This window comes from Paenisporosarcina sp. P4_B8 (genome assembly GCF_056402175.1).
Window position 1 is genome coordinate 130,782 of sequence record NZ_JBFUHX010000009.1, and the last position, 13,350, is coordinate 144,131.

General features: G+C 36.7%; 9 protein-coding genes and 1 pseudogene. All 10 read right to left on the bottom strand.

The window, feature by feature from the left end:
- Positions 1–9: 9 nt before the first annotated feature.
- Positions 10–606: a ribosome biogenesis GTP-binding protein YihA/YsxC gene (yihA, locus tag AC1DSK_RS10530; protein WP_016426759.1), complete on the bottom strand. Its 597-nt coding sequence runs from the start codon at positions 604–606 to the stop codon at positions 10–12.
- Positions 603–2,933, bottom strand: a complete 2,331-nt coding sequence (gene lon / locus AC1DSK_RS10535; RefSeq protein ID WP_477547003.1) for an endopeptidase La — start codon at positions 2,931–2,933, stop codon at positions 603–605. The genes yihA and lon overlap by 4 nt, the downstream gene beginning before the upstream one ends.
- Positions 2,934–3,061: 128 nt before the next feature.
- Positions 3,062–4,330 carry an ATP-dependent protease ATP-binding subunit ClpX gene (clpX, locus tag AC1DSK_RS10540; RefSeq protein WP_477547005.1) on the bottom strand — a complete coding sequence of 423 codons (1,269 nt, stop codon included), beginning with the start codon at positions 4,328–4,330 and terminating at the stop codon, positions 3,062–3,064.
- Positions 4,331–4,528: 198 nt separating this feature from the next.
- Positions 4,529–5,815, bottom strand: a complete 1,287-nt coding sequence (gene tig, locus AC1DSK_RS10545) for a trigger factor (protein ID WP_477547006.1) — start codon at positions 5,813–5,815, stop codon at positions 4,529–4,531.
- 103 nt (positions 5,816–5,918) lie between these two features.
- Positions 5,919–6,920 (bottom strand): tetratricopeptide repeat protein, encoded by a 1,002-nt coding sequence (locus AC1DSK_RS10550; RefSeq protein ID WP_477547007.1) that lies wholly within the window; start codon positions 6,918–6,920, stop codon positions 5,919–5,921.
- Between the two features lie 119 nt (positions 6,921–7,039).
- Entirely contained in the window at positions 7,040–7,735 is a 696-nt protein-coding gene (locus tag AC1DSK_RS10555) for a hypothetical protein (RefSeq protein ID WP_477547008.1), read from the bottom strand.
- A 213-nt stretch (positions 7,736–7,948) separates the two neighbouring features.
- Positions 7,949–9,184: an ATP-binding protein gene (locus AC1DSK_RS10560; RefSeq protein WP_477547009.1), complete on the bottom strand. Its 1,236-nt coding sequence runs from the start codon at positions 9,182–9,184 to the stop codon at positions 7,949–7,951.
- A gap of 214 nt (positions 9,185–9,398) precedes the next feature.
- Positions 9,399–9,608 carry a hypothetical protein gene (locus AC1DSK_RS10565; protein WP_342543342.1) on the bottom strand — a complete coding sequence of 70 codons (210 nt, stop codon included), beginning with the start codon at positions 9,606–9,608 and terminating at the stop codon, positions 9,399–9,401.
- Positions 9,609–10,385: 777 nt separating this feature from the next.
- Positions 10,386–12,836: a hypothetical protein gene (locus AC1DSK_RS10570; protein ID WP_477547010.1), complete on the bottom strand. Its 2,451-nt coding sequence runs from the start codon at positions 12,834–12,836 to the stop codon at positions 10,386–10,388.
- A gap of 313 nt (positions 12,837–13,149) precedes the next feature.
- Positions 13,150–13,350 (bottom strand): annotated as a pseudogene (locus AC1DSK_RS10575) (HNH endonuclease); the annotation flags it as partial.

The window sequence follows — 13,350 nt, forward strand, 5'->3', positions numbered from 1 at the left end:
GTAACCGTTCTATTCTATTTCTAGTACCATACGACGTTTGATTTCTGCCCATGCCGCATCAAATCCAAGACCCGTTTCCGAAGAAAACAGAATCATCGTATCATGCGCTTCCATATCAAGTTCGTCACGAACCATTTTCTTATGCTTCTCCCATTTGCCTTTCGGGATTTTATCCGCTTTTGTGGCAATGACGATACAAGGAATGTTGTGATACTTCAGGAAATCATACATCATGCAATCATCATCGGATGGTGGATGACGAAGATCCACAATCTGGATAACGGCTTTCAGCACGTCACGACTCGTAATATACGTTTCGATCATTTTACCCCAAGCTTCACGTTCGCTTTTCGAAACTTTTGCATAGCCGTATCCAGGAACATCAACGAAAAACAATTGTTCTTCAATTTTATAGAAGTTCAATGTTTGCGTTTTCCCCGGCTTTGAAGAAATACGCGCCATACTCTTTCGGCCTATCATTTTATTAATAAATGAAGATTTTCCTACATTTGATCGACCAGCAAGAGCAAACTCCGGAAAACCATCTTCCGGATATTGCTCTGGTCGTACTGCACTGATTACTAATTCCACGTTATGCACTTTCATTGCACGCCGCCTCCTTCTAGTGCTATTTCCAGCACTTCGTCAGCATGCGAGACAAATTTGAATGTTAAGTCCTCGCGCACACTTCCCGGTATATCTTCTATATCTCGTTCATTTTCTTTAGGTAAAATAATCGTTGTTAATCCTGCACGGTGAGCGCTTAACGTTTTTTCTTTAACTCCACCGATTGGCAACACGCGACCACGTAATGTGATTTCACCAGTCATGCCCACTTCACGTCGAATAGGACGTTTTGACAAAGCCGATACAAGCGCCGTTGCAATGGTAATTCCGGCAGAAGGTCCGTCTTTCGGAACCGCCCCTTCAGGCACGTGAATATGAATATCATGCGATTCATGGAAATTCGCATCCAGTCCTAATACTTCGGTTTTCGATCGAACGAATGACAAGGCTGTCTGAGCAGACTCTTTCATGACATCGCCCAATTTACCAGTCAAAATCAGCTTTCCTTTACCAGGTGAAAGAGATACTTCAATTTGAAGTGTGTCTCCACCAACAGTGGTATAGGCCAAGCCCGTCGCAACACCTACCTGGTTTTCTGTTTCAGCTTGTCCATAACGGAATTTATGTTTGCCGATTAGATCTTCCAAAGAAGAAGCTTTGATGACAATGCGTTTTTTATCAGTGGATACCACTTGTTTGGCAGCTTTACGGCAAATAGCAGCAATTTGGCGCTCGAGACTACGTACACCCGCTTCACGTGTGTAATAGCGAATCAAGTCAAGAATCGCATCATCTTTAAGTTGCAGTTGCGATTTCGTCAAACCATGTTCTTTCAACTGTTTCGGCAATAAATGATTTTTTGCAATGGATTGCTTTTCCATCTCCGTATAGCCTGCAATAGAAATAATTTCCATGCGATCACGGAGTGGTCCTGGAATCGTGCTTAAATCATTAGCAGTTGCAACGAATAACACGTTTGATAAGTTATATGTTTCTTCGATGTAATGGTCGCTGAAATTATGGTTCTGTTCTGGATCCAATACTTCAAGCATCGCTGATGAAGGATCCCCACGGAAGTCATTTGACATTTTATCAATTTCATCCAACAAGAAGACCGGATTAATTTTTCCGGCTTTTTTCATCCCCTGAATGATGCGTCCAGGCATTGCACCTACATACGTGCGACGATGTCCACGAATTTCTGATTCATCTCGTACACCACCCAGTGAAATACGAACGAACTGACGTCCTAATGATTCTGCAATGGAACGGGCAAGCGAAGTTTTTCCGACACCTGGTGGTCCAGCCAGACAAAGAATCGGTCCGCGCAATGATTTGGTCAATTGACGAACAGCTAAATATTCGAGCACACGCTCTTTTACTGACTCCAGTCCATCGTGGTCACGATTTAAAATAGCTTCCGCTCGGTTGATATCCAATCGATCAGCTGTAGCATCCGTCCATGGAATGGCCACTAGCCAATCCAAATAGTTGCGAATGACGCCACTTTCAGCAGCGGCAGCCGGAAGTTTTTCATATCGGTCTAACTCTTTCAAAGCCACTTTTAACGTGGATTCAGGCATTCCTGATTCATCGATTTTCTTGCGAAGGTCAGCTACTTCTCCTGTTTTACCTTCTCGATCGCCAAGTTCCGTTTGAATCGCTTTCATTTGCTCACGCAAATAAAATTCTTTTTGTGTACGTTCCATCGCCTGTTTTACTCGTGCAGATATTTTCTTTTCCATATCCAACACTTCTTGTTCATTGTGCAAGCGATTGACTAACCATTCCAAGCGATCTTTCACGTCGAAAATTTCAAGCACTTCTTGTTTCCCACTAATCTTCAGCGGCAAGTAAGACGCGATCATATCCGCCAAACGGCCTGGTTCTTCAATATCAGAGACTGTGTCATATGTTTCTGATGTTACTTTTTTCGAAACTTTAGAGTACTTTTCAAAATACTGAAGTAGCATGCGCATAAGGGCTTCATGTTCCGGCGTTTTCTCAGTATCATCCGGTGAAGCAGTAACGGTCACAGTTGCGTAGTTATCACCTTCTGTGTAACTAGCCCACGTTGCACGCTCCAAGCCTTCTACTAATACACGGATTGTTCCGTTTGGCAGTTTAATCATTTGATTCACATGAGCCAACGTTCCTATTCCGTTCAAATCCTCTTCTACTGGTTGTTCAACATTCATATCTTTTTGGGTTGCCAGAAAGACGATGTTATCAGTCAATAATGCCTGTTCCAATGCTGCTACAGAACGCTCACGACCTACATCAATATGTAACACCATCGTCGGAAATACTAACAAACCACGTAAAGGTAATAATGGAACGATTTTTTCTTCATTTTTCTTTGACATTTGGAAAGTCACCTCCGTCCAATTTTGTCCGATTTCTCCATAAATCAAACATATGGAAGAAAAAGCTGACATCCGAGCTGCGCGTAGCATACGCACGTTCGAAGCCAGCTTTTCTCATTCAGCTCAATTTACGCTGAAGTTTTTTCATCATTTTGATTCAGTACGGTACCGTCTTCCAAAACCAATCTCGGATTTGTAGAATCAGTAACCGTTTCTTTCGTAATAACACACTCTATAATATCTTCACGTGAAGGCAATTCATACATCACGTCCAACATTAATGATTCAATAATCGAACGAAGTCCACGTGCACCCGTTTTGCGTTCGATTGCCAATTTCGCAATTTCAACCAATGCATCATCTTCAAATGTCAATTTGACATTATCCAATTCAATCATTTTTTGGTATTGCTTCACTAAAGCATTTTTGGGTTCAGTTAAAATTTGAACAAGAGCGTTCTCGTCTAGCTGTTCCAAACTTGCCAATACTGGCAGACGGCCAATGAATTCAGGAATCAATCCGAATTTCAATAAATCTTCAGGAATTAATTGTGATAATAATGAAGATTCCTCAGGATCTTTTTTGTTTGGATCTGAACCGAAACCGATTACTTTTTGTCCTAAACGACGTTTAATGATTTGATCAATACCATCAAATGCTCCACCAACGATGAACAAGATGTTCGTTGTGTCGATTTGAATGAATTCCTGATGAGGATGCTTACGCCCACCTTGAGGAGGAACGCTTGCAACTGTGCCTTCTAAAATTTTCAGAAGTGCCTGTTGCACGCCTTCGCCTGAAACGTCACGCGTGATGGATGGATTTTCGGATTTACGTGCTACTTTATCGATTTCATCGATATAAATAATACCTTTTTCCGCTTTTTCAACATCATAATCAGCCGATTGAATCAATTTCAGGAGAATGTTTTCTACATCTTCCCCAACATATCCAGCTTCAGTTAATGATGTTGCATCAGCAATCGCGAATGGCACATTCAGTATGCGCGCAAGTGTTTGAGCCAATAACGTCTTACCGCTACCAGTTGGTCCCAAAATAACGATATTTGATTTTGATAATTCCACATCATCGATTTTGCTGTTGGAATTGATGCGTTTGTAATGATTATAAACAGCTACAGCGAGTGATTTTTTTGCTCGCTCCTGACCAATTACATATTCATCAAGAATGGAAAGGATTTCTTTTGGTTTTGGAACTTCTTTAAACTCAGTTTCTTCTTCTGTACCGAGTTCTTCTTCCACGATTTCCGTACATAATTCAATACATTCATCGCAAATATATACACCAGGTCCTGCGACCAGTTTACGAACTTGTTCTTGGGATTTACCACAGAAGGAACACTTTAAATTTCCTTTTTCATCATTAAATTTGAACAAAATATTCACCCCTATTCAAGCCACAATCTTACAAGATTCTCCTACTAGAATCAACTAATAAGATTAATGAAAACTTAGATCATTATTTTTCATCATGCACGTATCTTTTGGATCAATCACCAGACATTACCTATGTATGAGAGAAAACAAGGCACGGGCAATATGTCCGCGCCTTGTTTTAAAAAGCAGTTGTAAAAATTATTCTGTAACTTTAGCGTTTTCAACTAAGAAGTCGATTGTTTTTTGCATACGGATATCGTTTTCAAGTGCGCCAGTACCACCAAGTGCTGTACGGATTTGTTCAGCAGTCATGTTGAATTGACCAGACATTTTTTCGATTTCAGCATTTACTTCTTCTTCAGAAGCTGTTAGGCCTTCTGCTTCAGCGATCGCTTCAAGTGTCAAGGAAACTTTCACACGCTTGTTAGCATCTTCAATCATTTGTGCACGAAGTGCGTTTTCATCTTGACCTGAGAATTGGTAGTAAAGGTCAAGGTTCATACCTTGTGATTGTAAACGTTGTGCGAAGTCATTTAACATACGATCTACTTCTGCATCGATCATTGCTTGAGGAATATCGATTGTTGCGTTTTCAGCAACTTTCTCAACTAACTCATCTTTGAATCCAGCTTCAGCCGCATTTTTCTTTTCTTCAATTGCTTGTTCTTTTAATTTCGTACGAAGAGCTTCGATACCTTCAATTTCGCTATCGATTTCTTTTGCGAAATCATCGTTTAATTCAGGAAGTTCTTTTCCTTTTACTTCTTTCACAGTTACTTTGAAAGTAGCTTCTTTACCAGCAAGTTCAGCTGCATGGTATTCTTCAGGGAAAGTAACAACTACATCTTTTTGTTCGCCAGCTTTTAAGCCAACCAATTGTTCTTCGAAACCTGGAATGAATGATCCAGAACCAATTTCAAGTGCGTGGTCTTCACCAGCGCCGCCTTCAAATGCTTCTTCTCCAAGGAATCCTTCGAAATCGATAACAGCTGTATCGCCTTCAACGATTGCTTCGTCTTCTTTAACAACTAGCTCAGCCAAACGAGTTTGTTGTTCTTTTAATTGAGCTTCGATGTCTTCATCAGTTACATTTGAGTCTTGTTTAGAAACTTCAATGCCTTTGTAATCTCCAAGAGTTACTTCAGGACGTACTGTAACAGTAGCTTTGAAAATCAAGTTTTCACCTTGCTCCATTTTTTCGATATCGATTTCTGGACGATCAACAGGATCAATTCCAGCTACTTCAACTGCTGAAGCATATGCATCAGGTAGAATGAAATCTAAAGCATCTTGGTATAAAGACTCAGCACCAAAACGTTGTTCGAACATTTTTCGTGGCATTTTCCCTTTACGGAAACCTGGTACGTTGATTTCTTTAACAACCTTTTTGAAAGCTTTGTCTAAACCTTCATTAACTTTTGCTGCTTCTACTTCTACAGTTAGAATACCTGTGTTACCTTCTTGTTTTTCCCATTTCACTGACATATATTCAACCTCCATCATTAATTTCAATTGTTTAGTATCATTCTTATCTATGATTTTGACAACCATTCTAGTATAGCATAACCGCCGATACTTTCAACTTTTTTCACATGTTCCGCATTTCGAAGAGGACATCAATCCTAACGAGCAAGTCATACAACTTCCCTTCGCAAGTCACTTCTTCCCCTAACATGCCACCTACGTAATTTATATAAGCTTCAGCCACTTCTTGCTCATCGAACGAAAACCATTCAAATGGATACGTTGCAAATGAGTGACGAATGATTAAATCATGAACCATTTCCAGTTTGGTTGGATTTTGAATGAGGTCATCTTCCGTCATGTTTAGGACAGCCTCGACCATCGGTGTTTGGGAAGGGTCTAACAGCTCTTTAGGGATAATATCAGTTCCATAACCGAACTTTTCAATGGTTATGTTCCGATCTATTCTTTTGTGTACCATCAATAACAGGGCGAAGGATTTAGTTATGGGTGATATTAGGTCATCTTCAATAATGGTCACCAGTTCATTTTCTATTGGCGTCAGATCTTCCCCTTCCAGTTCAACCAATAGTTGCTGTTGCTTATCTTCTGGGAAACGAGAAAATGTTTCGTATTGAAATAAGCTTGCATCAATTTGATTGTTATGGGGTACATCTTCCAATATCCGATCACTTTTTTGTTTGGCCACGCGTTCGTTCAATGTGAGAAGTTGTTCAAATTTATCTATTTTATCTTCAGAAACAACGCCTTCTTCAAGCAATGATTCCAAAATTTCTTTTACCTCACCGAACTCGCGGAGCTCCATCAGGATCGTTACATACAACTCCATCGTTTCAAAGTAATAGGTAGGACCTAATTTCAAAAGTTCCTCACAAACTGTCTTAGCCTCAGTGAATTCCCGAATTTCATACAATGAATATGCATAGACACCCAGTGTTTGTTCATCAGCTTCTATGTATGTCAGGGCCTGTCTAATTGAATCCACCGCTAAATCATATTGAAAATCTTCAGCATGTTTCAGTCCTTCGGATATGAGTCTGTCCACCATGCCCGGAAAGACAATGATGTTTTCTTTTTTTTGAAGTTTTCCGTACTTTTTTCGCAATGTGGATTCCGCCTTTCTCTTGCGTTTATAGTAGCACAAATTGAAAAAAGGATGCGCATCTCAGCACATCCTTTCTTCATTATTTGTATTCTTCTTGGAGTAAAAAGCTCAAACAGTGATTAAAAACCGAATTCAGCTTGTTGTTCACTAGTAATATCTTCATACGTGTCTTCGTCATAGCTTGAGCTGATAATGAACTTCAATGATTTCAATTCATCAACATTGCTGGTTGTAAAAACTCCGATTGTTCCTTCATGTTTGGTCTTACCATAAAAAGTACTGTCAAAGCCATTTTCTTCCCAAATAAAGTCATTACCCATTGCATCCAGTTGCTCGCCCGTATTCGTAACGATTGTACTGATTCCGTTCCATCCAATATTTTTATCAGATGTATTTTCAGCTGTATAATTTATTTGAATATAATTAAGTTTCTCTGGCAATTCCGAAGCATTCATGAATTGGAGTAAATAGTCTGTGTTATCAGGATGAATATCTGTTAGTTGGATGACTTTCATGTTTGTTACAACAACTTTTACAGGTGCTATGTCTACACTTTGATTGACCTCTTTAATTTTCAGCAATTCTACAGAAGTTCCATCCTCTTCCTTCACTTTTTGCCCAACTTCTGTTAAAAGTACTTGGCCATTTTCATCCGTTACCGGTTCGCTGACTTCTTCTTTTTTATTGGAAACTTCTTTCTGTTCCGCTTTTGAAGGATTGACTTCTTTAGCAGTTGTTTGATCTTCACTGCACCCCACTAAAACTCCGCTGACAAGCACAATTAATGGAAGCAATGCTTTTAATGATTTTTTCACGCTATGTACTCTCCCTGTTGCAAAAATGTAAAATTATAGTGATTTCTTATAATCTTCAAAATTCATATTAAAAGACTGTAATATAATTGTAAAGATATTTTAATATAGTAATTACTTCCTCTAAACACTATAAAAGGGAAATTTACATGTAGAAGAAAATAGAAAAAGAGTGCGCATTAATGCACACCCCTTCATAATTTTTCAAACTAGATTTCAAACTGGAATTGTAATCGTGAAAGTAGTTCCTTTACCTTTTTTACTTTCAACATCAATTTTACCTTTAACTTTGCAGATCGTTCCATACACCATCAACATGCCAAGGCCTGTACCTTCTTTTTTTGTTGAGTAATAAGGTTTACCCAAATTCTTTATTTCATCCTTCGTCATTCCAATGCCACTATCTTTAACGGTTATGATAATGTTTTGATCGAAATCACAGACCTCAATTGTCAAAATCCCACCGTTTTCTTTCATTGCTTCTATTCCATTTTTTAATAGATTCAAAAGACACTGTTGCATTTGATTTTTATCGTATTTCAACTTCAGTATATTTGTAAAATGACATTCAATTTCAACACGATTCATTTTAGCATAAGGCATTAGAATATTTTTCACGTACCTAAATTCTTCTTCTAAATTGGCATACACCATGTTTTCAGATTGCGGTTTCGCAAATGCTAGAAAATCACTCACAATTTGTTCGGCACGTTCCAATTCTTTCAACGAATAATCGATGTACATTTTTTCATCTACCGATACAGTCTTTGATTCCTTCAATAGCTGCAAGAAACCATTGGTCACAGTCAGAGGGTTTCTAATCTCATGCGACACACTTGCCGTAAGCTCACTCATCACATGAAGCCGTTCTACGTGAAGGAAATTTTCGCGGCTCTTAATATTATCTAGTGCTTTTTCGATCATCAACATAATTAGGATAATGACAACAACATGAGTGGTAAGGGAATAAAATGCCAGCAACCAGAACTCCTGTGTTAATACATCAAAAAATGTACTGAGCGTCGTTAAGTAAAATCCCATCGTGAATATCGCTGCCGAAACACCAATAATTATTCGTTTTTGCGTGTTTACTCGAAGAAATATTGTACTCAAAAAAGGCACAATAATGAAAATGGAGGAAGAAAATAAAAGGGATTGAATTGTTCCCTCCCCACCAATCATAAAACGATAAACGTTCAAGACGATAAAAAGAGGCAGAACCTTCCAATAACCTCCGTATAACGCAACGATAATAAACGGGATATACCGCAAATCAAAAATAAAACCAATATCCAGATGAATCGGATAAACCATACATAAAATCATCGAAATCGTGGCAAAGGCAATGAGAAATACAATATTATAAAAATGTTTGCGATTATCAAAGAAAATCACGAACAATAGTAGAGGGAAAATTAAAAATAAGATATTTAACAACAACGTTTCTAACACTGAATTTCCTCCTTTCCACGGAACCAAAGTTCTTCTAGGGAGAATTATACTTCTTCCGCAACAGACATTTCCAATATGTCGAATTTTGTAATAAAAAAACCTTCTTTACCCAAGTGAAGTCACATGCGTTATGTGATCAATTCACTTTTAGTTAAAGAAGGTTTAATTGACACAGTTTCTGCGACTCTTCAAACTTTTCAATACCCCGAAAAATTTAACGAGAAGCCCTATTTTCTGAACAATTTGGACATTTTTTCTGATTACTACCTTTAAATTTAGTAAAAGTTTTTTCAAAATTATTTCCACATGAACATTTAAACAGTAATTTTTGAGAGTATCCTACATACTCTTTAGAAAGTAATTCACAATCTGAATTCTTCTTGACATATTCTCTGATATTTTCAATAGTCCATTTTTTATTCACATTAACACCCTCCAATAGATACTGGTTCCGAATTTTAACACAGGAAGAAGTTTCGGATACCTTCTTTACAATTTGGCACGTGACTACCTAATCTTTCTGATTCCCCTATTATATCATCACTTCAACAACTCTGTTTTAGACTCCAATATATTTCATCAGCAAATGGATTGAATCATTGAACATGCCTATAATTGGTCACAAAAAAACTCCCTAAATATAATTTAGGGAGTTTTTTTGCTCAAAGTCTTACATACGTCCCAGGAGGGATTCGAACCCCCGACCGACGCCTTAGCTTACCACTATAGCTTTCGCTACCAATGAACATTGTTTGTAGTCTGGACTATATCTTCACCATTGCAGGTGCGACACGTGGGGATTAGAACATTTACCGAAACATGACCGAAATTATCTTCTTTCCTTATCATAAGAGAATTTCATCATTATTCAACGTTTTTTTTTTGGAAGGTTGTGGTACATAGGTAATCCACGAATAATGAAAAAATTCACAACGAAAAGCAATAACCACATTGAGATTTAAGCAAATTTATTCAAGCATGAATGTTTATTTAACAATTCTATCTTTGAACCAAATAAAAGAACAAAATAACTATGCGTTTTCATCATTTTAGAGCGAGCGTATGTAAATTTTGTATATGTATAGATATTCTAAGTCTTTTTCATTGGGATTCCATTTCGATCATGATAACAGAAAATTTATTGAGATGTTCATGTTATCGAATCGGGCCTAGAGTTGCGTCTCATATAATAAATTATTTATCATGAAACAATTATTTGTTTCATTTTAAATAACAGCTGTTCAGTTAAAAACATTGTCCTAGCCATTGCTGATGTCGCATAGGAAACTTGTTCAGCAATATCAATGGACATTTCATCTTTCGTTATTCTATTATCTTCATAATTTTTTGTTGCAATCGCATTTATCAGTGTAGAAAAAATGAATATCTGTTTGTAATATACTTTCTCCGCTTCACTTTCCAAATCTTCTAACTTTTCTTTTAGATATTTGTTATCTTCGTTTATGTAATACATTTCACCTGTTTCACTGATATCTAGGATTACAGCTGTTTCTTCAGTAAGTCCATCTATGCCTTGACTACAGTTAACTACAAGAAAAGGAGGCAAACCAACTGAATTTCCACCATTATTTTCAGCTCCACTATCCTTTATTTTTGGCTTTTCAACAAACACATTAATGAAATGCTCAATTTCGAGTGAAATCTTCTCACATTTAATTGTTATTTTGAGTTCATTTAATCCCCTTTTCGATGATAGTTTTTTACTAAAATCAAGTGATAATTTACCCTTTGTCATAGAAAAACCATAGGAGTCTTTAATATCCTTACCATTATACTTGACTACTAATTCACCTTTATTAATTTTTCGATTGAAGAAATTTAATGGTGAATCTGTTCTAAAACTTATTCTGAAGACTTTGTTTTGGGAAATTGATTTGTGAAAATCACCATCTACTTTAGACAAAAGTGGGGTGAAGAAAGTGGGGTTATCTTTTAGAAATACTTCTTTATTTTTTTTTGATATTTTAATACGAAATTTCTTCTTCCTTGCGCCTTTCGTTCCAGTCCCATATCTCGTTTCTTTTGGTCCAGGTAAGAGACATCCATAACCTAATTTTTTTAATATTTCTGGGTTTTTTTCTACCCAGTCTTCCATCACTGTCCTAATGTTTTCATTATCAGAATTTATATCGGTAATTAACTTTTCCTTCATTCTACTCTCTTTAAAGTCTAGTAATTTTTGTTCATTCTGATAGTAAGCTTTAAGCTGCTCTACAATGAGTTTTTTAGGTTTTTTATTTATTAATCTTTCTCGATCGGTCATGAATAAATCTTTTTTAAATGATGGAGAAATATTTGGAAATTCAATCACGGTTAACAAAGAATTTTTCACAACACCTAGGCCTGCACTTGAAAGTATACGAGAATCCATAGTTCCTTGTATTTGCTGACCCAGTGTTAGTATTATTGGCTGCGTTTCATCCAAAAGTGCCTTTTCATCTTTTTTACCATTATCCCTTTGGTTCAATCCATAAACTGTAACTTTTACTTGTTGATCATCAATGTTATAAGTATATGGCTCAAGAGGGAAATCTTTATGTATTAGTCTTCTTTCGTCATTCGATGCTAAATCGTCTTCTAGGATTTTTTTAAGTCCTCGAAACAATCCATCGTTATTAAATTTATTCTTTCTGCAATCAACAAGATTAACGGGTAGGAATGTATCATAGATACACTTAGATAAATCATATTTAAAATGTGATAATAATGGACCCTTGTGCTTTAATTGATAATTGTAAAGTTTTATTGCAGTACCAAATTCTACAAGGTCGGAATATGGTATTCCTGCTGTACATGAAGAATTATATTTTAAATATGTCTGTGCATCTTTACCTTTTAATATCTTTGCCTTTAGTGGTAAGCTTTCCTGTTTTATAGTGGGAATAACTCCGCCAGGTGCATAGTAAGTATATACAGGATCAGTTTCTCCTGTTCGCATTTCTTCTCTTATTAAAGTCCATCCCCACATATCTTCTGAATTATCATTTCTATTTGGAAATTTTTCCACAATCTTTTGATTTCGTCTACTGACAATTAAACTATAGCCTTTAGTTCCGCAATATCTTAAAGCTCCACTTCCCCCCTGATTAAAATTCCCTTGAGTGAATGGAATTCCTTTTTTGTTATCTTTTAATAGAGACAATATAGTTTCAGGTAATCTTTTTGGGCTTTGGCCCTCCCCACCATCATAAATGATAATGTTTAATTCCTTTTCGTTTTTACCTAACTCATTCCAAGTTTTGCAGTCTTTAGTTGTTGCCATAATCGACAGATCTTTAGTAATCTCTTTTTCTTGGCCTTTTGTTATATTTTTAGGGTCTCCTTCAGCTACTCCATAAAACATTTCCAGAGCTTCTTGGGCTGATTGTGGAGCATTTTCACCCTTGGGATCAATACCAGCTTCATAACACTTCCGAGTAAACAATGAATCAACTGCGTTTGTAACCTTTTCTCCAAGTGAACCTTCCGCTGTACTTGCTTGATTACCTATTACACTATAATTCTTATTCGTTGCACCGTAAGGCACCCAATCTTGAGGATTTTTATCCATCTCTTCTTCTTTTATAATATCCGTCACTTCACTTTCTAGCTCCGCCATTAGAAGTTTTAATAAAACCTTAAATGAATTCAATATTTTTCCCCCTGTAGTTTTTTGGTTTTTCTAAAGGTCGCATATGATTATCATCGTTTTCGAAATTCATTATCATTTTCCATCCAACTAGAAAAATCCAAAATCTTTTATGTCAATTTTATTCTTGATCACCTTTGCTTATGCTTTTAACTGATACTACTCTGACTAATAAAAAGGGACACCTGGCAATAATACAGCCAAATGTCCCCACTTAAATTAGAATAAATTAGATCCTCTTCATATTAACTTCTGATATTCCACCGTTGTTATTTCCAATTTATTAATACAATATCTAGTTTAATCCTTGCTTTGTTTACATCATAAAGATATTCTTTTTATGCCACTTAAAGTACGGTTTATTTTCCACACTTCGAGCAATTTTTGTTCCTGRAATAAGAGCGTATTTATCATAATTAGCTTCTGGAATTCGTGTAGAAATATGAAGATTTCCTTGACCATCAAATGCAATTAACCCTTTATCATAAAGTGCATCATGATTACAGCATAGTAGCAC

What these genes read in the sequence shown, in the direction of transcription:
- yihA (WP_016426759.1), bottom strand. Translation starts at nt 606, where the DNA reads ATGAAAGTGCATAACGTGGAATTAGTAATCAGTGCAGTACGACCAGAG.
- tig (WP_477547006.1), bottom strand. Translation starts at nt 5,815, where the DNA reads ATGTCAGTGAAATGGGAAAAACAAGAAGGTAACACAGGTATTCTAACT.
- lon (WP_477547003.1), bottom strand. Translation starts at nt 2,933, where the DNA reads ATGTCAAAGAAAAATGAAGAAAAAATCGTTCCATTATTACCTTTACGT.